18 protein-coding genes are annotated in these 22,946 nt (G+C 42.3%); 13 read left to right on the top strand and 5 right to left on the bottom strand.

What is annotated here, in order from left to right; translation table 11 throughout:
- Positions 1-123 precede the first annotated feature (123 nt).
- Positions 124-876 (top strand): hypothetical protein, encoded by a 753-nt coding sequence (locus G3O08_RS06630; RefSeq protein ID WP_163284117.1) that lies wholly within the window; start codon positions 124-126, stop codon positions 874-876.
- A complete protein-coding gene (locus G3O08_RS06625; protein WP_163284115.1) occupies positions 873-1,526 on the top strand; it encodes a hypothetical protein in 654 nt (217 codons plus the stop codon). The genes G3O08_RS06630 and G3O08_RS06625 overlap by 4 nt, the downstream gene beginning before the upstream one ends.
- A 127-nt stretch (positions 1,527-1,653) precedes the next feature.
- Here G3O08_RS06625 and G3O08_RS21675 read toward each other — a convergent pair whose 3' ends face one another.
- Positions 1,654-2,217, bottom strand: a complete 564-nt coding sequence (locus G3O08_RS21675; RefSeq protein ID WP_163284113.1) for a Smr/MutS family protein — start codon at positions 2,215-2,217, stop codon at positions 1,654-1,656.
- A gap of 81 nt (positions 2,218-2,298) precedes the next feature.
- On the opposite strand from G3O08_RS21675, the gene G3O08_RS06615 reads away from it, so the two are divergent.
- From G3O08_RS06615 to G3O08_RS06590, 6 genes are all read left to right on the top strand, one after another.
- Complete coding sequence (locus G3O08_RS06615; RefSeq protein ID WP_204336798.1) at positions 2,299-3,339, top strand: endonuclease/exonuclease/phosphatase family protein; 1,041 nt, start codon at positions 2,299-2,301, stop codon at positions 3,337-3,339.
- A 519-nt stretch (positions 3,340-3,858) separates the two neighbouring features.
- Positions 3,859-4,377, top strand: coding sequence for an RNA polymerase sigma factor (locus tag G3O08_RS06610; RefSeq protein WP_204336797.1), 519 nt, complete (start codon positions 3,859-3,861; stop codon positions 4,375-4,377).
- Complete coding sequence (locus G3O08_RS06605; protein ID WP_163284112.1) at positions 4,377-5,075, top strand: hypothetical protein; 699 nt, start codon at positions 4,377-4,379, stop codon at positions 5,073-5,075. The genes G3O08_RS06610 and G3O08_RS06605 overlap by 1 nt, the downstream gene beginning before the upstream one ends.
- Positions 5,072-5,980: a DUF4097 family beta strand repeat-containing protein gene (locus G3O08_RS06600; RefSeq protein ID WP_163284110.1), complete on the top strand. Its 909-nt coding sequence runs from the start codon at positions 5,072-5,074 to the stop codon at positions 5,978-5,980. The genes G3O08_RS06605 and G3O08_RS06600 overlap by 4 nt, the downstream gene beginning before the upstream one ends.
- Positions 5,977-7,149, top strand: a complete 1,173-nt coding sequence (locus G3O08_RS06595; RefSeq protein ID WP_163284108.1) for a hypothetical protein — start codon at positions 5,977-5,979, stop codon at positions 7,147-7,149. Before G3O08_RS06600 ends, G3O08_RS06595 begins: the two co-directional genes overlap by 4 nt.
- A gap of 54 nt (positions 7,150-7,203) precedes the next feature.
- A complete protein-coding gene (locus G3O08_RS06590; RefSeq protein ID WP_163284106.1) occupies positions 7,204-8,199 on the top strand; it encodes a T9SS type A sorting domain-containing protein in 996 nt (331 codons plus the stop codon).
- Between the two features lie 239 nt (positions 8,200-8,438).
- On the opposite strand, the gene G3O08_RS06585 is transcribed toward G3O08_RS06590, so the two are convergent.
- Positions 8,439-9,155 (bottom strand): phenylalanine 4-monooxygenase, encoded by a 717-nt coding sequence (locus tag G3O08_RS06585; RefSeq protein ID WP_163284104.1) that lies wholly within the window; start codon positions 9,153-9,155, stop codon positions 8,439-8,441.
- Between the two features lie 196 nt (positions 9,156-9,351).
- Between G3O08_RS06585 and G3O08_RS06580 the strand changes: the two genes are divergently transcribed.
- From G3O08_RS06580 to G3O08_RS06560, 5 genes are all read left to right on the top strand, one after another.
- On the top strand, positions 9,352-10,410 hold the full coding sequence (locus G3O08_RS06580; RefSeq protein ID WP_163284102.1) for an alkane 1-monooxygenase: 1,059 nt from the start codon (positions 9,352-9,354) through the stop codon (positions 10,408-10,410).
- A gap of 64 nt (positions 10,411-10,474) precedes the next feature.
- Entirely contained in the window at positions 10,475-11,356 is an 882-nt protein-coding gene (locus G3O08_RS06575) for an ion transporter (protein WP_163284100.1), read from the top strand.
- 133 nt (positions 11,357-11,489) lie between these two features.
- Positions 11,490-16,490 carry an HYR domain-containing protein gene (locus tag G3O08_RS06570; protein ID WP_163284098.1) on the top strand — a complete coding sequence of 1,667 codons (5,001 nt, stop codon included), beginning with the start codon at positions 11,490-11,492 and terminating at the stop codon, positions 16,488-16,490.
- Between the two features lie 3 nt (positions 16,491-16,493).
- Positions 16,494-17,489: a PorP/SprF family type IX secretion system membrane protein gene (locus tag G3O08_RS06565; protein WP_163284096.1), complete on the top strand. Its 996-nt coding sequence runs from the start codon at positions 16,494-16,496 to the stop codon at positions 17,487-17,489.
- A gap of 7 nt (positions 17,490-17,496) precedes the next feature.
- Entirely contained in the window at positions 17,497-18,885 is a 1,389-nt protein-coding gene (locus tag G3O08_RS06560; protein ID WP_163284094.1) for an OmpA family protein, read from the top strand.
- A gap of 579 nt (positions 18,886-19,464) precedes the next feature.
- Here G3O08_RS06560 and G3O08_RS06555 read toward each other — a convergent pair.
- The 3 genes from G3O08_RS06555 to sucC form a co-directional block, all read right to left on the bottom strand.
- Positions 19,465-19,932 carry a hypothetical protein gene (locus tag G3O08_RS06555; RefSeq protein ID WP_163284092.1) on the bottom strand — a complete coding sequence of 156 codons (468 nt, stop codon included), beginning with the start codon at positions 19,930-19,932 and terminating at the stop codon, positions 19,465-19,467.
- Between the two features lie 210 nt (positions 19,933-20,142).
- Positions 20,143-20,862, bottom strand: coding sequence for a DUF4294 domain-containing protein (locus G3O08_RS06550; protein ID WP_163284090.1), 720 nt, complete (start codon positions 20,860-20,862; stop codon positions 20,143-20,145).
- Positions 20,863-21,073: 211 nt separating this feature from the next.
- A complete protein-coding gene (sucC, locus tag G3O08_RS06545) occupies positions 21,074-22,264 on the bottom strand; it encodes an ADP-forming succinate--CoA ligase subunit beta (protein ID WP_163284088.1) in 1,191 nt (396 codons plus the stop codon).
- Positions 22,265-22,946: the final 682 nt, after the last annotated feature.

The following is a 22,946-nucleotide window of genomic DNA, read 5'->3' as shown; positions in this document are numbered from 1 at the left end:
GAATGAAGTAGAGATAATGATAGATTAATCTTGAAACCTTGCCTAAAAATGTTCGTATTGCTTGAATGAAACACTCCGAAAAGGGTTAAAACTGTCTTAAAAGTCAAACTAATACGTACCACCGTGAGTACCAATACCCCAGAAACTTCCAGATACACCGCCTTAATTATCAAACTTTTATGGCTTACCCCTATACTTATTATGGGTGTATTAATTGTAGCCTGCAATAAAATTTCGCCCGGTAGTTTTTCAGGCAACATAAACGAAGGTATAATAGAGTATAAAGTCAGCTTTCCCGAAATGGGAGAAGAAAGCCTTACGGCAACTCTAATGCCGGAGATTATGATTTATGCATTTAAAGAGAATGCTTTCGCATCTTATTTTGAAGCGGCAGGTGGCGTATTTAAAAACCGCATTATTGCCGATAGAAATCTCAAAACGGTAGAGCATCAGCTCAAGGTTTTTAGAAAGAAGGTAAAAGTAATGATGGATGAAACTGAAGTGCTGCAAATGCTGGCTGAGTATCCAAAAATGCAGGTTATTGAAACAGAAGTGATTGATACTATTGCGGGTTATCCCTGCCAGAAAGCTATTATCGTATTTGAAGATGTAGAAAAGTCTCAAATAGACGTTTATTACACCAAAGCCATTGATATGGAAAAGCCGAACTGGTGTACCCAATACCACGAAATAGATGGTGTATTGATGGCTTATGAAATTGTAGAATTTGGCATACGAATGCGACTTGAAGCGATTTCAGTTAGGCCTGAAAAGGTAATGCCCGATTTATTGAATCCCAAAGAAGACTTTACCCCCATCTCAAAAGAATCAATGGATGTAGAACTTTCGCAGCTTGTAGAAACATTTGAACTATGATAAATCAAAAGGCACCTTATCTCGTATTTCTTTTCGTTTTTGGTTTTTCGAATTTTTGCTTTAGCCAGTTTGAAGGAAAGGTGTATTATGAAATGACTTATGAAAGCAACGATCCAGAAACACTAACATTTATAGACATGCTTCCAAAACAGAGCACTATGTCTATAAAAGGTACCCAAATGCGGCTTAATCAATCTCTTGCAGGCGGTGGATCACAGGCTTTTATCACCAATTCAGATTTGAAAACAAGCATTTTGCTCATGAAATTTATGGGTCAGGAATTTCAAGTAAAGATGAATGAAATGGAAATGCTAAAGCTCGAAAAAGCAGAATCTTTTAAGATTGTAGACGGCACAAAAACGAAGGTAATCGCGGGTTATACGTGTAATCAGGCGTTTGCCCTTTCGGGAAAAGATTCACTCGAAATTTATTACGCTCCCGAATTAAGAACCCTATGCGTACTGCCACAATTTGCAGATTTAAAAGGAATTCCACTACAATATGAAATTGCAAAAGGCAAAATGCGCATTTCTTTTCAATGCTCATCTGTGTCGGTAGAAAAAATTGACCAAGCCGTTTTTACCGTTGATGAAAGTATTAAGCAAATCCCCTTTGAGCAGTTCGCACAGTCGTTTGCAGTTTCGAAGTAGGGTTGGTTCTAGTTTCGATATCTTGTGCTCAATTTGTTTGCCATTGACATAAAATTTGGACAGACAAAATAAGCTTTCAAAAACCCACCGAGCATTGCACCTCAAATCATAAACCTGAAGTCATAGATCAATTAAACCAAAATCGAACCTCAGTAGCCCCCTGCCCATAACGTTCAAAATCTGCATCGTAAAAGTTACAATTTTCTATTTTTGAAAGTATGTGCCGTATTTCTGCACGCAAAACACCTTCGCCAACGCCGTGGATAACAACCAGCTTTTGATATTTCTCCTTTTTGGCCAGTCGCAGCAAGCGTTTAAAATGATCTAACTGGATCATTACCATCTGATGGTTTGATAAATGTGCGGTGCGATCTACCAATTCATTGATGTGCAAATCTATCTCCAGGTAAGTCATTTTGCCATGAGCAGACACAAATTGCAAAATCTCTGCTTCCTTTGCCTCGGTGAGCGATTCAGGAAGATCGATTTCCCGCTTTGAATCCAGATCTGAGTGGTCAATATTGTATTTACTTTCCAGATGCGTATTTGCGGGCACCACATCATTTACTGACATTTCCCATTCAAAGCCGTGCTCATCTTCCACCACAACAAGATCTACGCCAGCGGATATTACTACTCCACTGCCAACTTCATTCAAAAATCTAACCCTATCGCCTATCTTAAAATTCACTTCCAGTTAACAAATGCTAGCACGGTTTTCGCTAAGTTTGCCGCAAATTTACAATCTTGTCAGCGTTCTCAACTATTTATTATGCTTAAAAAACCCACATTCGTAATTCTTACTCTTGCGGCTCTAATTGCGTTTTCTATCGCAATTTCTGCATATACCAGCGCCGAAGACAAAGATCAAAAACAGAGGGAAATTTCAATTGGTTTTTACAATGTTGAAAATCTTTTTGATACACTAGACGACCCTGATAAAGACGACGATGAATTTTTACCCTCAGCCGAACGCGAATGGAATGAAGAGCGATATGCAGATAAAGTGGAAAAATTGAGTACCGTAATTTCAAAACTCGGCAAAACACTTCCAACGATTGTAGGATTGTGCGAGGTGGAAAACAAATCAGTAATAGAAGATTTGGCCAATGCCAACGCACTAAAAAATGGCGACTACGCAATAGTGCATTACGAAAGCGGCGATGAACGCGGTATTGATGTGGGAATGCTTTACCGCAAAAAGCAGTTTAAAGTCATTTATTCAAAACCCATTTTTGTTCCCCTTCCGGAAACGGAAAGACCCACCCGCGACATTCTTTATGTAAAAGGAAAAGTAACTAAGGGGCCAGAACTCCACATTTTTGTAAATCACTGGCCATCTCGCTGGGGCGGACAGGAAGAATCTGAATTTAAACGATTGAGCGCCGCAAAAACCCTCAAAGCTGCTATAGACAGCGTAATCGGCACCAACCCCGATGCACTTATACTCTGCATGGGCGATTTTAACGATTATCCGAGCAACGTATCTATTACAGAAGTTCTCAAAGCCGACTCGCTTAATACCAAATCGAAAATGGTAAACCTAATGCACGGCCTTCAAAAACAGGAACGCGGATCGTACAATTACAAAGGAGAATGGGATTTTCTGGATCAAATAATCGTGAGCCGCACCCTTACAGATTACAAACTTCCGGATATCGTTTCGGCCAGCACGAAACCTTTCTTCTTTGACGATATGCTTTATCTTAATGAAGAGTATGGCGATATAAAAACCAATAGAACTTACGGTGGTACCAAATACTTTGGTGGCTATAGCGATCACTTGCCGGTTTATACGATTTTGGCTTATTAATCTCGACTCCGCATTTCGACAAGCTCAATAACCACTCGATTACCGCTAAGTTTTTGGTGTTTGATTTTTGGTTTTTCGTTCCCCGTTCGGGCTCTTCTGGTCGTTGGATTTTTGACAAAGTCATCGCTGCACGTCTCTTGAGGGGGCGCTTAGTCCGGCGTACCGCCGGGATACCTTTTTGAAAAGATTTCCAGACCAGAGCGAGTTAATACCTCTCAATCTGGCATTGAGTTTGTCAAACGCCGCCTACACCTCATTGCTACTATCGAAAATCAGAAAAGAAAGCCGAAAAAATCTTGAAATACTCTAAACCAAACACTAAAAAAAGAAGAAGAACCATACGCCCCGCAATCTGCTTATAGCTTAAAGCTAATGTCTTACAGCTTTTTCAAAAACCCACTAAACCCAGCGCAACCGACCTCGAGACGAGCGACTCGAGACTCGAGACTTTTAACTAAATTCCTCTCCCAGGCAACCATTCCCTAAATTGACCCCTCTAAGCTAATAGAACAAAAAGAATTGTACACGACCGAATCTGAAATATTAGATGGCTGTCGCAATGGGGAACGCATTGCACAGAAAGCGCTGTACGACCAATATAAATCGCAGATGTACTCACTGGCTTATCGTATAACAGGAAATTTTGAAGACGCAGAAGATGTGCTCCAAGAAGGTTTTCTGAAGGTTTTTCGAAGCATTGAAAGTTTTCGGGGTGACAGTAAGGCAGGTACTTGGATTCATACGATTATGGCGCGGACAGCTTTAGATCGCGTAAAAAGTAAAATGCAGTTTACCGATTTGGAAATTGTGCCTGAAGTGGCAGATGAAAGCAATTATCTTTCTGTAGAATCAGAATATCTTGAAAAAGCAATTCTCGGACTTCCCGACGGATACCGTAGCATTTTCACTTTGTTCGAAATAGAGGGTTTTAAGCACCGGGAAATTGCTGATATGCTCGCCATTTCAGAAAACACATCGAAAAGTCAGTTGCATAAAGCGAAACGGATGTTGCAAAACAAACTCAAAACCGAAATGTGATGACCGGAAATGAGAAGCGACATATCAAAGACCATTTGCCGAAGCATTCACCGGATGATTCTGTATGGGATAAAATTGATGCACAGCTAAATTCAGAAAGCGGTGAGAAGTCAAAAAACAATTCTAAAAAACTGAAGATATTTTTACCGCAGCATAATCCATCAGAAAATGTTTGGAATGAAATTGATCACAAATTAGCTGCTGCAGAAATGCGGAGCAATTTGCCGAAGCATGAGCCTGATGATGAACTATGGACAAAACTGGAAGCGCAGATTGAGCAGCCGGAAAAAACAGAAGGAAGAAGATATTTAATTCTGAAATGGGCTGCGGTACTTATTCTCGCATTGGGATCGGCAGTGATTTTAAAAATTATAATAAACGATAAACCGAAACTGGAATACCATGTAGAGTGGGAAGATGCTCGCGAACCGGCAGCTGCCGATACAGATCGCAACGGTTGGGACGGCATTGCAGGCAACGAGCTGATTGAGCAATTGTGCCTGCGCTCAAAAACAGTCTGCGAAACGCCCGAATTTAAAAATCTGGAAGAAGAATTAATACAACTCGAAAAAGATCGCGCAGAGATAGAAGCACAGATAAACCCCTATGCTGACAATGGAAAACTTGAGCGCATGCTCGTTCACCTTGAGATTGAACACAGCAAAATAGTAAATGAAATGACCCGGAAATTACTATGAAAATTAGTCGTATCCATATCGTTTTAGTCATCCTGCTTATGCCCATTGGGATTCCATTCGCGGAAGCGCAACAAGCCATACAGGTGGTGAGCACTACCCAGAAAGAAAGCTACTCGTGGACAGATAAATCACGCTTGTTTATAAACGGCGAGCAGGCAACTATTGAATTGAGCACTTACGGCGGCACTGAGCTAAAATGCGAAATTGTACGCGCATCCCGCCACAGCAATAAAGAGCAGGCAGAAACAGATTTGAAGAAATTGAAATTAATCGCAGATCAATCCGGAAAAACCATTTCACTGCGCAATTATGTTGAATTATCAGGATCCGATAAGCGTCCCGAATCAAAACTAAAGACCACTTATAAAATTCAAATTCCCATAAATGTAAAAGGCTCGATTGAAATCTGGAATTATTTTGGAAATATAACTGTAGAGGATATTTCAAGCGATATGAAGTTCAAGCTCGAATTTACAAACCTCAATCTCACAAATTTTTCCGGGATAGCCGAGATGAAATTAAAATACGGAGAGATCAACCTCAAAAACATTTCAGGAATCATTGATTTAACATCCAACCGAACGAATATTACCATTGAAAACCTCACCGGCTCTGCCGAAATAGATGCGACCTACGCTGAATTGCGGATTTTGAAAATAAGTAAAGCCTTGAGATTTGCGGTAAACGCAGATAGAAGTGAAATCTTTCTTGACATCGCTTCAAAAACATTAATGAACTATGAAATAAAAACTCAAAATTCGGAAGTAAAAAATCTTTCATCCAAACAATTGGAATCAGTAACCGACACGGACGGGAGCCAAAAGTATCACTATAAGGCTGCCGGCAACACCGCCAACGCTGTAATTCAATTGAATACCGGAACCCTAAATTACATTGTGCAATGAGGAAATTAAATACATACCTATTGATATTTACAATTCTCGTGTCCGTAATTCTTGTCGCGCCTACAGGTTTATCTGCCCAGCGAGACACAACCGGAACTGCTGCAAAAACAGATTCCATAATTGAGTACCTCACTCCTCTGGAATACGCATTTATGATGCACGAAGAAACCAAATTTATGCTTCGGGCACCTGCTGTAGGTGTGGGTGCGGAAGTAGAACTCCTTCCTTATTTCACATTGATGGGACAACTGGAATTGCGCAGCAGTCAAATATCTTCTCCTTCTTATTTTACTTTAAATGCAGAACTACGTCTTTATTATAGTAGTAAAAAGAAGGGTGTAAGAAATATGTCAGGAAATTACTTTGCCTTGGGTTACGATAATCCTACTATTCCAAATGAACAAAATGAGCAGTATTATTACGGGCGATGGGGCATTCAACGTCGATTTCTAGGGAATGGACTTATTGACTTCGGTATAAATGCTGGGTATAGCACATACAGAAAGCTTAATAGATTTACCGATAACACTTATTCGCGGGATGCCATTTTTATTCAATCCACAGCTCTAGTTGGATTGGGTCTTGTCTTCGGTAATGAAAAGGCACTAGATAGAGATAGACTTTGTCCGGTAGTGAAGTGTTATAAAAAAGAAACCCTCCTACTTAAAATAAACACCACCGACCTGTTTTCGGTATATAAAGCTACAACTGAACGCTATGATGAAATAAGGATAAGGCCAAAAATTGCTATTGAGCAAAAACTTTTTGATCTGCCTGTTTCAATTGGTGCCGACTTCGGGCTAGAATATTATTCTCGGACAAGTAGTAAAGAAAATCCGTATTCAAGAAATGGCAGATCTAGTCAATTTACGGCACGCCTGCAAGCGCGCTATTATTACAATTTAAAAAACAGAATCCGCAAAGGAAAATGTGGAGATGGGCTTTCGGCTAACTATATATCTTATGGGTATAATAGAAATTATGAATTCTATAATGATTCTTTCAGATCAGGAGGATCCGGGTACACTATTTCCACAGGTATTCAACGCACATTTAGCGACCATTTCTACTTCGATGTTGAGATGGGTTATCAAAACGGATCGAATCCATACAATAATAATATAGATTTTAATCTTTTCGGAGATATCCAACTGGGAATAAAATTTTAACTAATTCAGACTTTCCTTTTAAATATTTTATTAAACAAATTAACACTAAAAAAAATGAAAAATGCTCTACTTTTAATCGCAATTACAGCCAGCATGGCCTCATTTGCACAACCTTCTTATACGCTAACTACTTATACTTCAGATTATGCCGAATTAACCAACCCTGCTATCGTCACCTATAATGATGTGGATGATGACACGTGGAACGACCCCTTGTTTATTTTTTCATTTGGCTTTGATTTCGAAATAGGAGGTGAAATTTACCCTTCCGTAACCCAGTTTGGTGAAGGGGCTTATATGGCTTTTGGCGATATTGAAGTTGAAGATACTCTACATATTTTCGGGCTTCAAGAAGATCTAGTAGATGGAGATTATCTTGAGGGTCTTGCATCATCAGAAATATCTTTTAAAACAGTAGGAACTGCCGGAGATCGTATTGCTAAAATTCAATATCAAAACGTAGCGTTTTATGACGAAGTAACAAGCTCCGAACCTGCTGCAGAGAACAGAATGAATTTTCAACTCTGGTTTTATGAAAATGGCGGAATAATGGAAATTCACTATGGCAATTCTAATTTGCCCAATCCTGATGTGGCATTTTTTGGAAATCAAGGCCCGACAATGCTTCTGGGTATAAATGTAAGCCTTTACACAATATGGGTAGAATATGGGGCTACAATAATCGGCGACCCTACGAATCCCACACTATTTGAATTTACGACCTTCCCAGATGGAGAATTGCAAATAGGACTAGATGGAATACCAGAATCTGGGCGTGTTTATCGCTTTGCTCCATCAAGTCCGGTAGGAATTTTTGAAGCAAATGCTCCAGAATTTAGCGTGTATCCAACAGTTACTGAAAGTAATCTACTGGTTAAAGGCGAAACGGATGCCAATTCCGGGTACCGTATTATGGACATTACCGGTAAAGAAGTAATGACCGGGAAAATGCAAAACAACAGCCCGATTAATGTATCGAATTTAAATGCAGGAGTTTATCTTATCTCAATAAATGGGATGAGCAATGCTGCTAAGTTTATTAAGCAATAAAACTCCGAAATAGAAAATCTAAGAGACGTTAAGCGCTACGTGTGGCGGCTTTGTTAATTGGTAAGAATTTTTTTTTGTAAATAGAATTAAAAAATGCTTTTCGCAATATTCCTTGAATTGTAAAAATTATTCATGTATTTCGACTTCGCTAAACACGACCCGCTTGTGGAGAAGAAGGAAAGGAATCACAAAAAAGCTCCTGGCTCCTTTCGCCCAATCTAAAAACCAAAAACCAAACACTAATCACTTGTATCCACCTGCCGCTCAATCTCTCCCAAAGAATCAAAAAGCTGCTCAAAGCTATCAATCACAAAATAAGTATCCTGAATAATCATATTGTTATACGTCTTGTTCAGAATCGTTTTTACATCAAAAGGCAAGTGGGTCGGTTCGTTACTCACACTATATTTCGTTTCGCCGTGCGACGACATAATTCCGGCGCCGTAAATTTTAAGGTCTCCGCTTTCGCGAATAAGGCCAAACTCGATGGTAAACCAGTACATTCTGCCCAGTTTTTCTAGTATCTCGGGATTATCGAGATGCTTCATCGCAATTTTTGAGAGTCCGTGAAAGAAGGCGCAGAAGGTTGTATTACTCAATAACGGCACATGGCCAAAAACATCGTGAAACATATCGGGCTCTTCGAGGTAATCGAGCTCACTCATTTTTCGCAACCAGGTGGTAGCTCCGAAAGTCTTACGCTCCAGTTTTGGAAAAAACTCTTCGACAGGGATAATATGTGGCACCACATCAATCTTCCAGCCTGTAGTTTCGCCCAGAAGTTTATTCACTTCGTTAAAATGTGGAATGCGGTCGGCGGTAAAATTAACCCGCTCCAGCGCGTCGAGGTATTCCTTTGCTGCGAGCTTTGGCAAAATCTCCATCTGGCGGCTGTATAGCAATTTCCAAACTGCAAAATCTTCATCGGTGTAAGCCGAATAGGTCTGAATCATCATTTTTTTAAAATAAAAAACCCGGGTCAAACGAACCGGGTAGTGTAACTTATTAAGTGATATACTTATCCCAGCCCGAAATAATCAGAATAGTAATAAGTATATGTGTTGTTCATTTTCATTTGAAAATCAAATCTATGAAAGTAATTTTTACCAAACAAAATTTTTCGTAATTTTATTCCAACTCAATTCCACCAACATGAAGTACCTAAAATACGCGATGCCATTTATTCTGCCGGTTCTATTCTTTTGCGGATTGAACTTTGGAGATTGGGTGACTTTTGCACCTGTTATTTTTGCCTTTGGCTTTATTCCCGGATTGGAATTGCTGATCAAACCAAATGCACAAAACCTGGAAACCGCAGAGAATGAAATGCGTCGTGAAGACCGGAAGTATGACGTTCTGCTTTACCTTGTTGCTCCGGCAATATATGCCTGCATTGTATTTTATCTATTTGCGTTGCAGCAAATGCCGCTTGAGTTTTACGAAAAAATGGGTCTCACACTCTCGCTTGGTGTCATTCTTGGCGGGCTGGGAATAAATGTTGCACACGAACTCGGACACCGAACCAAAACATTTGAGCAAAATCTCGCCAAAATACTTTTACTGCCAAGTGCCTACATGCACTTTTTTATAGAGCACAACCGCGGCCATCACAAAAATGTGAGCACACCCGATGATCCCGCATCATCGCGACGGAATGAATTAGTTTACCAATTTTGGATTCGCTCGGTGGTTTTGGGCTATATCTCTGCCTGGAAAATCGAAAACCAAAGACTTATCCGACAAAACCAAAAAGCCTTTACACTGAAAAATGAAATGCTAAGGTTTCAGCTTATTCAAATAGCTTTCTGGTTGCTTATCGGTTTCACTTTTGGATTGGAAATTCTGATCTGGTACACAGGTGCAGCGATTATAGGCTTCTTGATGCTCGAAACAGTGAATTATATAGAACACTACGGATTGATGCGCTCAAAAATAACCGATTTCAGATACGAGAAGGTGCAACCAACCCACTCGTGGAATAGCAACCACGCAATTGGCAGGCTCATGCTTTTTGAACTTTCGCGGCACAGCGACCACCACTTCCAACCTCAAAAGAAATATCAAATATTGGAACACCACGACCACAGCCCGCAAATGCCTACCGGCTATCCCGGCATGATGCTTCTTAGCCTTATTCCGCCACTCTGGTTTGCGGTAATGAATCCAAAAATCACAAAACCTCTAAAAGCAACTCAAATACAAACGGCTTAAATCTACGTATCTCTTAAAGAAATACCTTAGCTTCGCTTTTTTAAAAAATACCAGAATCCTATAAATGGCCTTTACGGAAGACGAATACCGTGATGAAGAGAATCGGTTGGAGCATAGCCCCGTGCGCCGACGGCTTTTTATTATAATTTTTGGCACCAGCACCTACATCGGAAAGCTTTTTGACATTATCCTCCTCGTACTTATCGGTGTGAGTGTTTTGGCTGTAATGCTCGAAAGTGTTAGCTATATACAAGCTACTTACGGAGCTGTATTGCGAATAATAGAATGGGTAGTAACTATATTTTTCACAATAGAATACATCGCCAGAATATGGGTGGTAAAAAAACCGGCCCAATATATTTTTAGCTGGCTGGGAATAATCGATCTGCTTTCTATTTTGCCGACTTATTTGAGTTTCATCTTTGTAGGCTCACAGGGTCTCGCCATTATACGCGCATTGCGGTTGCTACGGGTGTTCAGAATATTGAAGCTTATGCGCTTTGTTTCAGAAGCACAGGTGCTTGGAAAAGCACTAGTTACCAGCCGACATAAAATTACAGTATTCTTCTTCTTTCTGCTCATACTCGTTTTTATCCTCGGCAGTATAATGTACCTTGTAGAAGGTGGAAAAGGCGGATTTAACAGCATTCCGCTAAGCATTTACTGGGCCATTGTAACCCTTACCACAGTTGGGTTTGGCGATATAACACCCACCACCGTGCTGGGCCAAATGATCGCTTCGGTAATTATGCTTCTCGGATATTCCATAATCGCCATTCCCACAGGAATTGTAGGAGCCGAGATTTACAAAGGTGTAAGCGGCAAACAAGCTGCCAACGTTAATACCAATCGGCTTTGCACATCTTGCGGAGTTGAAGGCCACCGATACGATGCCGAGTATTGCAGGAATTGTGGAGCAAAGTTGAACCATTCTGAATCTAAATAGCTTTTCCTGCGTATTCACGTATTGAGTACTAAAATTTATAAAAAGAAAATCTTGATAAGTTTGAAATCACGTGTAATTGCCACTGCGCTCAAACACTATCTTTGATTTACCCTATAGCTTAAACAGCATGCAAATGAAAAAATCTACCCCTGCTTTTTTATTGCACAAACATATTCTTATCCTTTTCGGATTCTTCTTATACTTCGGCACTCTGCACGCCCAGGTATCTATAATATGTCCTACCGATATTGTGCAAAACAATGACCCTCTTGAATGTGGTGCAATCGTTAACTATACTCCACCTACAGGAACAGGAAGCGGCACAAACATTACAACAACTCGCATTGCGGGCCCGGCTTCCGGGTCGTTCTTTGACGTGGGTACCACTGAAATAATCTTTGAGGTAACCAATGATGAGGGTGCGCAAAACCAATGTGCATTTTACATCACTGTAAACGACACCGAAAATCCAGTTTTTCAATGTCCCGCCGATTTTTCAGTAAATGCCAACGCGACCACCTGCTCGGTCGTTGTAACTTTCGCTCTTCCGGTTGCCACCGACAATTGTGGTATTTTTGCTATTTATCAATTTGCAGGTTTGCCCAGTGGATCTTCTTTTACGGTTGGTGAGCATTTTCTCGATTTTACAGCTTTCGATCTGGAGGGAAATCAGGCGTTTTGCCGCGTTATTCTCACCGTTCTTGATGTTTCCGATCCTATTATTACCTGCCCCGCCGATATTACCGTGTCGGCATCTGCCTCATGCGATGCTGTGGTAAATTATACCGCACCGGTTGGTACTGATGGGTGCTCTTCGGTAAATACGGCGCTCACTGCGGGCATTGGTTCGGGAGGATCTTTTCCTCTTGGCACAACCATTGAATCTTACACAGTTACAGATGCTTATGGCAATACAGCCTCGTGCAGTTTTAATGTGAATGTAGTTGACAATACACCACCTGTAATTAACTGTCCCCCAAATATTACAATAAATATTGGCGCTACCGGTTGCTCTGAAATAGCTACATACGATATGCCTACTGCTACGGACAATTGCGGGCCGATAACCATTACCCAAACCCAGGGGCTTCCATCTGGCTCCACTTTCCCTTCGGGATACAATGTGCAGAAATTTACAGCAACAGATGCTGCCGGAAATACTGCCATTTGCCAGTTTACCATCTTTATACAGGAAACCGTTCCACCCGTAATATCGTGCCCTGCAGATATTGTTGTGAGCAACGACCCGGGCGAATGCGGCGCAGTAGTAAACTATCCGGCTGTAGTATCTTCTGATAATTGCTTAGACGCCAATACTGATTTGATTGGAGGTTTGGCATCAGGTTCAAATTTTCCGCTGGGGGCAACGCTAATTACTTACGAGGTTCGAGATAATTCTGACAACGCAGCGTCGTGTAGCTTTACTGTAACCGTGCTCGATACTGAAGCTCCGGTTTTTGAATGTTTGGATATTATCGTTCTGGCAGCTCCGGGCACTTGCGATGCCGAAGTTCTATTTTCTGCACCCACAGTTTCAGATAATTGTCTTTTAGATAACATAGTGCAAACTGGCGGCCCTATCAGCGGAAGCACTTTTACTCTTGGCAGCACTCCAATTGAATACACCGCCACAGATGATGCCGGAAATGTTCAAATCTGTACATTTAATATTATCGTTACCGACGATGAAGCACCTGAAATTACCTGCCCTGCCGATATTAGTTTTACCATTCCCGGTGATGCGTGTACAACCCTGCTCACTTACCCCGACCCAGTAATTACTGACAACTGCTCCGTGGCAGGATTTACCGTAATAAGCGGCCCCCAAAGTGGCGACGTAGTTGACGCCGGGATTTACACCGTAGAATTTGAAGCGACTGATGGAAGCGGTAATACAGCTACTTGCTCCTTTAATATTACGATTGCAGAGACCGAAGATCCTATTTTTGTGGATTGTCCCGGCGATCTGGTTTTCTCGTCCGATGCTGAAAGTGTTTGCGAGGGAATAGCGATTTTTGATACCCCCACGGCGAGCGATTGCAGCGACGTAACTGTTGCTCAAACAGGTGGTTTGCCTTCCGGCGATGTATTCCCGGGCGGAATAAACCCCGTAGAATTCACTGCTACCGACCTATTTGGAAATACCGCCGTTTGTACTTTTAACATTATCATTCAGCAGGCCGATCCCATTGCGATTACCTGTCCCGAAAATATTATAATCGCCGCCGATGCCGGAACCTGCGAAGCCGTGGTAATATACGACGACCCGGAAACCAACGACTCTTGTAATATTGCCACCACTACCCAAACTGCCGGTCTGCCTAGCGGTAGCCTTTTCCCGGAAGGGGAAACTACAGTGGCTTATGAGATTACCGATTTGGCCGGCAATACAGCCACTTGCAGCTTTACCATTACAATAGTTGATGAAGAAGCACCCGAAATAACCTGCCCTGCCGACATTAGCTTTACCATTTCCAATGACGAGTGTACTACATTGTTGACTTATGCCGATCCGGTAATGACCGATAATTGTGCCGTTGGTGGATATACCTTAATCAGCGGCCCTGCGAGTGGCGATGTGGTAAATGCTGGAATATATACCGTAGAATTTGAAGGCACAGACCTAGCCGGAAATACAGCGTCTTGCTCATTCGAAATCACGATTGCTGAAACGGAAAATCCTGTTTTTGTAGACTGTCCTGGCGATCTGGTTTTCCCGACCGATCCCGGTATTGCATGTACCGGTATTGCTATTTTCGATACGCCCACAGCAAGCGATTGCAGCGATGTAGTAGTTACTCAAACAGGTGGTTTGCCTTCCGGCGATGTATTCCCGGCAGGGACAAACCCGGTGGAATTTACTGCAACCGACCAATTTGGAAATACGGCTGTGTGTACCTTCAATATTATTCTTCAACCTTCCGATCCTATTGCCATTACCTGTACTGACGATATTGTAACCCCAGCAGATGCCGGAACTTGTGAAGCCCTTGTGAACTACGACGCACCCACTACGAACGACTCATGTAATATTGCCACAGTTACCCAAACGGCCGGCTTACCGAGTGGAGCTGTATTCCCGGAAGGGGAAACCACTATAACTTACGAAATTACCGATCTGGCCGGCAATTCGGCGACTTGCAGCTTTACTGTAACAGTGGTTGATGAAGAAGCACCAGAAGTAACCTGCCCGGCCGATATTCTTGTAAACATTCCCGATGGAGACTGTGCCGCCGTAGTTGCCTACGGAGTGCCGGTTGCCACTGATAATTGTGCATTGAGCGATTTAAGCTTAACAGCAGGACTTGCTTCGGGCGAATCATTCCCGGCAGGCATTAACACTGTGACCTTTACCGCCACCGACGCTGCCGGAAATACAACATCATGCAGCTTTACGGTTAGCATTATCGAAGCCGTGCCGCCAACCATAACTTGCCCAGTCGATATTATTATCGACAACGATCCCGGAATTTGTGGAGCTGTGGTAGATTATACCGCTCCCGAAGGAGATGACAATTGTGGTGGTGCTGCCACTGCACTTACTGCCGGCTTAGCTCCGGGTAGCGAGTTTCCGGTGGGCATAACAGTTGTAACTTATACCGTTACCGACTTATCAGGAAATCAAACAAGCTGTTCGTTTAACGTTACCGTAAATGACACCGAATTGCCGGTATTTGACTGTCCGGAAAACGTCGCTGTAAATTCAGCACCTGATATCTGCGGAGCGGTTTACAATTTTGCCCTTCCCGAAGCGACTGATAATTGTACCGACATATTGATTGTATCTCAAACCGGTGGACCAACCACCGGAAGTACACTCGCGCTTGGCGAAACCGCATTTGAATTTACCACCCAAGACGATGCCGGCAACACGGCAACTTGCAGCTATACGGTAACGGTAGTTGATGCCACTGCGCCTGTATTTACAAATTGTCCAACAGATTCTACCTTGTATCTGGCTCCGGGATCGTGCACAGTTGTAGCAGATTATGGGAATCCACTGGCATCTGACAATTGCAATGTAACCGTTTCGCAAACTGCAGGCCCATCAAATGGTGCTTCGCTAAATCCGGGAAGTTACGCCTATGAGATTACAGCCACCGACAATGCCGGAAACAGCACGCTTTGCACCTTTACCTTTACGGTTCTTGACACTATTGCGCCGGTTATTATATGCCCTGCCGATTTTGAAACCTGCGATTTAGTTCCCGAATTTGACTTGCCTACTGCTACTGATAATTGCGAGATTGCGGCAATTGTGCAGATTGGCGGACCGGCGGCAGGAGCCACATTCCCGGAAGGGGAAAACACACTGACCTTTGTAGCGGCAGATGTAAACGGAAATACCGATACCTGCTCGTTTAAAATAATGGTATTAGAAAATGCTCCAACGGCAAATGCGGGCGCAGATGAAACGCTCTGCGACGAGACTTTTACTACCCTTACCGGAAATGACCCCGAAGGTGCAGCTGCGGAATGGACTCTCGTGGAAGGCAGCGGAATAATAGACAGCCCTAACAGCGCGCAGACAGCTGTAAGCGGACTTGGCGCGGGAACGAACCAATTTGTTTACGCGCTTGACCCTGAAACGGGATGTGATGTAAAGACCGACACAGTAACGATTTTTGTAGAAATAGGAGTAAGTGTAATCGCCAGTGCCGACAAGCTGATCATGTTTGGAAGCTCTACTACCCTCTCTGCATCACCATCGCCGGAAGGCGGAACTTACAACTGGTCGCCACCCGTGGGGCTTAGCTGTACAGACTGCGACCGACCTGTAGCGATGCCGGGCGAAACCACACCATACTATGTAACCTACACGAGTGTAATGGGTTGCCAGGCTACGGACTCAGTGTTAATTCGCGTATTTAAAGAATTGCCAAATACCATAACACCCGATGGCGATGGGGCAAACGATGTGTGGAATATTCCTGAAATTGAAAAATACCCCGATGCCCATGTCGTCATTTACAACCGCTGGGGAAATTCGGTTTATGAAAGCACGGGCTACCGCGATCCGTGGGACGGAACGAACGATGGAAAGGATCTGCCTACGGGATCTTACTACTACATTCTGGATTTCAAGACTGCCGGAATGGATAATTTGAACGGAACAGTGAACATAATTCGATAAGACATGAAAACGAAAATCTACATACTCGCAGGTTTGCTTTTCCTTTCTTTACAAGGAATTATGGCACAGCAACTGCCACAGTTTAGCCAGTATATGCAAAATATGTATGTGCTAAATCCTGCAGCATCGAGCCTTGATAAAGATATTGATATAAATCTGGGATTCAGACAGCAATGGGCTGGTTTTGATGGTGCGCCGCAAACCTATTACGCAAATGGATCTGTAAATCTGGGCAAAAAGCCAAAGGTGTTGCAAAACCGGTATTCCATCCCGATTAGTCGTCGCGACCTCTATAAAAGTACTGAAACCATTCGCTATGCCAAGCATGTGGTGGGAGGAATGGCGGCAATAGATGAGTACGGTCTTTTTAAACGCACCTCGGTAATGGCGAGCTACTCGTACCATATGCCGATAGCCGATAAATACTGGCTGGCAATTGGAACCAGCTTTGGCTGGTATGGTCTTACTTTTGGAAGCGATATGGTGGTTTTGGAAAACCCAACAGACAATACCTATTCCGATTTTATTGCAAATGGTACGCAATCAAATTTATTCGATATCAACGCCGGAGTTTTTCTGTACAGCGACCGCGCATTCTTGGGATACTCAGTGTATCAGATTGCTCAAAATGAGATTAATCTAGGCAATGAAGGTACTGAAATGAACTTTAGCGATGCCAGATTAAAAATACACCAGTTTGCAACGGTTGGCTACAGCATTCCGGTTTCTGAAAACGTAGATCTTACGCCCAGCCTACTATTTAAAATACTGGGTCCTGCCCCACTCTCTGTTGATGTTAATGTGAAGGCCGAATTTCGGGAAAAGTTCTGGCTGGGACTGTCATATAGAAATGAAGACGCCGTATCTGTGCTGGCAGGTCTGCACATAAACGACTGGATGAAGGTAGGCTATGCATATGATTATGTTACCTCTTCAATTAATAATTTGAGTAGCGGAAGTCATGAAATTGTACTCGGATTTCAATTCAACAAAAAATAGAAGAAGAATGAACCCATTTAAACTATTTCTCATCATTGGTTTTATCGGATTCTGTGCATCTGCTACCGCACAAGACGAAACTATATCTTTCGCTCCGGCGCAGAAAATGACCAAGGCTATAAATAGCGATGCCGAAGAGAGTTTTCCTGTTATAAGCGCTGATGGCAAGAAGATGTATTTCGCAAGAACGTTTCACGCTTCCAATAAAGGTGGGAAGTACAGCGGGCAGGATGTGTGGACGAGCGATTTAATAGACGACACTTTTGATAGTGCAAAGAACTTTTCGGAGATCAACACCAAAAAAAGTGATGTGGTGGTGGGCACTACAGTAAATGGAAACCGGCTTTACTTGCTCAACCAAACCAATGCTGCCGGCGACCCAGTTCCCGGTTTGTCTGTTATAAATTATAGCGCTTCCGCGAATAAATGGAGTGATCCGAAAGCGGTGGTGATTCCCGATTTGAATATTACGACCGAATTTTACAGCGCTTATGTGAGTCCCGATGAAAATTTTATACTTTGGTCGTTGCCGGTAGAAGGCAAGACCCAAAACAACGATCTATTCATTAGCCTTTCCGGCGATCAGGGCACGACGTGGACTCAGCCCATACCCTTAGGAAGTGAGGTGAATAGCGCCAATGACGAAATAAGTCCTTTTTACGATACCCAGAAAAAACTGCTTTTCTTTTCGGCAAACCGACCTGAAAATCCGGATGATTACGACATTTATTATTCAAAGCTGCAAGACGATTCATGGACACAATGGTCGGAACCGGTGAATCCCGGAAACGCTTTGAACTCCAAGTATTTTGATGCCTATTTTTATTCGACAGAAGATGGCACTGCCTACTTTAGCAGCAATAGAAACGATTCGCTTTCGAGCATTTACCTTACAGATTTAACTATTTCAAAACCTGTTTTAGACAGTTTGGAAATGGTGGATGCCGATTTAGAAGTGGAACGGAGAGAGCCGGTGTTGATCATAGAAACTTCTGCAAGCGGCAAGCAGGTAAACCGCTCACTTGAGACCATGACAAAGGCTGAGCTTCTCGACTCCGAAACGTATATCCGTTTTGTGTATTTCGATTACGACAAGTACGATATCAGTGCAAAATACATTGAAGTACTCGATGCCGTGGCGCGTATTCTGGATGAGTATCCGTATATGACCTTGCGCATAGAAGGACATACGGACGCCATAGGAAGCGATGCTTACAACAAGGTATTGAGCGACAACCGGGCTGCTGCCGCAAAAGAGTTTTTGGTGATAAACGGAGTAATTCCCGAACGGATTGCTAACGAAGGAATCGGCGAAAAAGATCCGTATGCGTCAAATCTTACTGATGAAGGTAGGGCTTTGAACCGACGGGTTGAGTTGTTCTTTAGGGAAAAGTAATTGATTTGTGGATTTGCGGATGTGCGGATGTGCGGATTTGAGAATTTTGTAGAGAGAGAGAGAGAGAGAGTTGATTGATTTCATGTTTTCCCGTTCTATTTTTCAAGATAAACTGGTTCTCATGGTTATGTGGGTTTCTCCTAGGCTCGTTTGAGCTAATTACGATTCGGTGCGCAAACGCTCTCGTCCCGCTATGCCTTTGGCTTGATAAACTACGGGTTGTTTTTTCTGGCGTCCCGCCAGGCATTCATGATGATATGTTTGTTAGTTTTTGATCCATGTTTTCGTTGAGATATGTCGCCCTGTAAAGGCTTTGATGAATTTGGTTATATAACACAGGGCTGCACAGCCTCGACGATTTTTAAGCTCCCGGGGCTGGCTGCTTACTCCCGCGGATCGGGATCTGAAGACCTGTGCTATTATATGTCGGCCATTCAGGCCTTGAGCGTTGCGGCAGTAAATTTACGTCTTATTCAATCCAAACTAGATGAAGTTTTCTGCGACCACTCCACGCGAATATTTGCGATTCACGTGGTTTCAGTCAGCTTTTAATAAATCAATCTCGTTCTAATTGCTGTTTCAATTATCCTGAACAACCTGATCAAAGGATTGAACATTTATTAACCCATCAGTTAAACTATATTTCAAGACCCAAAACATTTGTTTGTTTGCTGATGGATTATACTCAGGCGAGATCAATTGCAGAGATAAAGTGTATTGGTTGTCATCTACAGAAAATTTTTCTATTTCGAAATATTTCTGGATTGATAAGAAAAACATATCCTGTTTTTGCTTAGCTACAATGCATAGTTCAGACTCGTTAAAGTAAGCAGCAGCAGACTTGTCTAAATTCTTTGTGGAGTTAACAACTACAATTTTTTTACAATTCTTTTTATCTGATGTAGCTTCTAAACCATAGGCATCAGCTATTTTCGACTGGGTTAATGCATATTCCAGTCCTGATATAAGAGCAGTTTTAGATGATTGATTTGAGGTACCCGGAAGCAATCCAACAATTGCAGCGATAATGAAAAATTTGGAGATCATGGTTGATGTGTTTAAGTTAGACTACTAAGATACAAATCTAAAATCAACAAATTACTTTGGAAGTGCGTAAGTAGCCTCGCGATAAATCGACGAGGCTACTAATCATAAATCAACCTTTGTACCGAGAACGGTTGGCGTAATGGTGCGCATATGCAAGGGAATAATTAAAACATGCCTCGCGATAAATCGAGGAGGCTACGAATCATAATCTCAACCGTTCTGCTTTTTTCTTTGCTTCTCCATTTTTCGCTGAAGGCGTTTGTCTTTGGCTTCGAGCACATCTTTGGCAGCGGGGGTTTTTACGTCGCGTAAGTCAACTTCAATCTGACCCGACTCAATCATTGACACAATTTCTTCTATCTGGTAGTCGGTATTATCTATTGCAGGATCGTAATTTACCTTGAGGTCAGAACCAAACATTACGGCTATTCCCTGCCACATAAAAGCGGTAAATCCATTTTTGAGTTGCTTGATAAGTTCATAGCTGGTATTTCCGGTTTCGCGGTCTATGAGTTTGATAAGTACCACACCCTGGCTGCGTGTCATTTTATTGATTTCGCCCTCAAACTCGGCTTTTAAATCTTCCTCGCATTTATCGAGATATGCGTCGCGGGCGGCTTCGGTATCAAGGAGCGAAAGATTTTCATTGTATGCTTTAATGAGTTTTCCGGCGACTTTTGCGTAAGGATAAGTCTTAACAACATTGCGATGCAACTTGTCGTACTGACGCTGATAGCGTTGACTTCTCCCTTTTCTACTGCTTGAAATATGTGCTGGACGTAGCGTAACCACTGGAATTGTATCGCCATCTACCACTATGGTTTCAAGCAGGTACAAGCCCTGATATGAATCAACATTGGTTCCTGATTGCGCATTCGCCGAAAGGCAAAACAAAAAACTTAAAAATACGAATGAAATTAGTGGGCGCATATATCGTTAAACGTGAATTTTTTGCGAATGTTTTATCGCTATGGTACCACATAAACAAAAAGCCTGCCTAAAATTTTTCTCTTAGTAATGTATTTGGTGTGAAGACCGACGTGCGCAGATATTCTGAACAAGTAAATAAAAGCGCGCAGCTTATAAAACTGCGCGCAATGAACGTAAATATCTAATAAAGTATGAGGAATAGAAAATGTAGTTAAGCCATTACTTCTTTAACTCTGTCGGCAGCATCTTGAAGCACTATGGCCGAATGTACTTTTAAACCTGACTCATCAATAAGTGCTTTTCCCTCTTTGGCATTGGTACCTTGCAGGCGCACGATGATAGGTACATTTATATCGCCTATGTTTTTGTACGCATCTACAATACCCTGCGCTACGCGGTCGCAACGAACGATACCGCCGAAAATATTAACAAGGATAGCTTTTACTTTTTCATCTTTCAAGATAATTCTAAAGGCTTTTTCTACACGTTTGGCATCGGCTGTACCCCCTACATCTAGGAAGTTTGCCGGCTCACCACCGCTTAATTTAATAATGTCCATGGTAGCCATTGCGAGACCGGCACCGTTAACCATACATCCCACATTACCATCTAGTTGCACGTAGTTAAGACCTGCTTCACCGGCTTCCACTTCTGTAGGGTCTTCTTCGCTAAGGTCGCGCATTGCTGCGTAATCTTTGTGACGGAAAAGAGCATTGTCATCAAGAGTAACTTTTGCATCAACAGCTATTATGCGGTCATCTGATGTTTTAAGTACAGGATTAATTTCAAAAAGGCTGGCGTCGCAACCTACGTAAGCATTGTAGAGAGATTCTACAAATTTTACCATTTCTTTAAACGCTTTGCCACTAAGGCCAAGGTTGAAAGCAATTTTTCTGCACTGATAGCCTTGAATGCCGAGGCCTGGATTTATTACTTCCTTATAAATAAGTTCGGGCGTTTTTTCGGCTACGGCTTCAATGTCCATTCCACCTTCGGTAGAGTACATAATGGTAACTTTTCCGGTAGCTCTGTCGAGCAATATGCTCATGTAAATTTCGCTTGGCTCGCTATCGCCAGGGTAGTAAACATCTTCGGCAATAAGCACTTTGCTCACCAATTTACCTTCGGCAGACGTTTGGGGCGTAATAAGCTGCATACCCAATATTTGCGAAGAAATTTCTTTCACTTGATCAAGGTTTTTGGCAATTTTTACTCCCCCACCCTTACCTCGGCCTCCGGCGTGAATTTGCGCTTTAATCACAAACCAGTCCGAACCGGTTGTTTCGTTGATTTTTTTAGCTGCTTCTACGGCTTCTTCGGGAGTATCGGCAACGAGACCGCGTTGTACGGCCACGCCAAATGAGTTGAGTATTGATTTACCTTGATATTCGTGAATGTTCATGGGTATATTTTTGTTTGCCGCAAATGTACGCAGCCCTGTTAATTATTCAAAGGAATCTTGATTTCAGATTTATGATTTATGATTGGGGTCCGGGTTTGGTGGGTTATTTTGGATAACAGCTTGCATATAGTCACTCCTCGAACACCCTCAGTTTACCACGCTTTTTAGCGTGGCGTCTCGCCATGCCTTTGGCTTGGTAAACTACGGGTGGCTTTTTCTGGCGTCCCGCAAGGTGGTTTTTGAGATAATGTTTTAGGGGATTCGCTGATATTGTAATGCTGCGGCAAAAATTGATGATTAGACTATTTATGTGATTGATTTCAACAATCTCTTTAAACGCGACAGAAAGAGATGCGGAGCATCGCGGCTCTCCTATATCACATTTTTCATTAATGATGGTTTTTGTTGCGTTTGCGATTAATGAAACTTCATTCTGACCCCATTACCCAACCATAAATACAGAACACCACAAATTCCAATTTTCCACGACGAAAAATATTCTGATTTACTACATTCAACTCTCTTTCTTCTTCCATTCTACAACATAACGATCCGATTGGAACAATAAATTCTACTTTTTCCATAAACTGCCGCGAGACTAGCGACTCGAGACTATTTTCAGCGCATAAAATCAACCAAAAGGCTTCATTTAAAATTACCTGTCATTAAACTCAATCTTTAA

The organism is Cryomorpha ignava (assembly GCF_010686655.1).
Lineage (GTDB): Bacteria > Bacteroidota > Bacteroidia > Flavobacteriales_D > Cryomorphaceae > Cryomorpha > Cryomorpha ignava.
This window is presented reverse-complemented; position numbering and strand designations above follow the sequence as displayed.

What these genes read in the sequence shown, in the direction of transcription:
- G3O08_RS06580 (WP_163284102.1), top strand. Translation starts at nt 9,352, where the DNA reads ATGAAGTACCTAAAATACGCGATGCCATTTATTCTGCCGGTTCTATTC.
- G3O08_RS06550 (WP_163284090.1), bottom strand. Translation starts at nt 20,862, where the DNA reads ATGCGCCCACTAATTTCATTCGTATTTTTAAGTTTTTTGTTTTGCCTT.
- G3O08_RS06565 (WP_163284096.1), top strand. Translation starts at nt 16,494, where the DNA reads ATGAAAACGAAAATCTACATACTCGCAGGTTTGCTTTTCCTTTCTTTA.
- G3O08_RS06595 (WP_163284108.1), top strand. Translation starts at nt 5,977, where the DNA reads ATGAGGAAATTAAATACATACCTATTGATATTTACAATTCTCGTGTCC.
- G3O08_RS06590 (WP_163284106.1), top strand. Translation starts at nt 7,204, where the DNA reads ATGAAAAATGCTCTACTTTTAATCGCAATTACAGCCAGCATGGCCTCA.
- G3O08_RS06600 (WP_163284110.1), top strand. Translation starts at nt 5,072, where the DNA reads ATGAAAATTAGTCGTATCCATATCGTTTTAGTCATCCTGCTTATGCCC.
- G3O08_RS06615 (WP_204336798.1), top strand. Translation starts at nt 2,299, where the DNA reads ATGCTTAAAAAACCCACATTCGTAATTCTTACTCTTGCGGCTCTAATT.
- G3O08_RS06585 (WP_163284104.1), bottom strand. Translation starts at nt 9,155, where the DNA reads ATGATGATTCAGACCTATTCGGCTTACACCGATGAAGATTTTGCAGTT.
- G3O08_RS06560 (WP_163284094.1), top strand. Translation starts at nt 17,497, where the DNA reads ATGAACCCATTTAAACTATTTCTCATCATTGGTTTTATCGGATTCTGT.
- G3O08_RS06575 (WP_163284100.1), top strand. Translation starts at nt 10,475, where the DNA reads ATGGCCTTTACGGAAGACGAATACCGTGATGAAGAGAATCGGTTGGAG.
- G3O08_RS06555 (WP_163284092.1), bottom strand. Translation starts at nt 19,932, where the DNA reads ATGATCTCCAAATTTTTCATTATCGCTGCAATTGTTGGATTGCTTCCG.
- sucC (WP_163284088.1), bottom strand. Translation starts at nt 22,264, where the DNA reads ATGAACATTCACGAATATCAAGGTAAATCAATACTCAACTCATTTGGC.
- G3O08_RS06625 (WP_163284115.1), top strand. Translation starts at nt 873, where the DNA reads ATGATAAATCAAAAGGCACCTTATCTCGTATTTCTTTTCGTTTTTGGT.
- G3O08_RS06605 (WP_163284112.1), top strand. Translation starts at nt 4,377, where the DNA reads ATGACCGGAAATGAGAAGCGACATATCAAAGACCATTTGCCGAAGCAT.
- G3O08_RS06570 (WP_163284098.1), top strand. Translation starts at nt 11,490, where the DNA reads ATGAAAAAATCTACCCCTGCTTTTTTATTGCACAAACATATTCTTATC.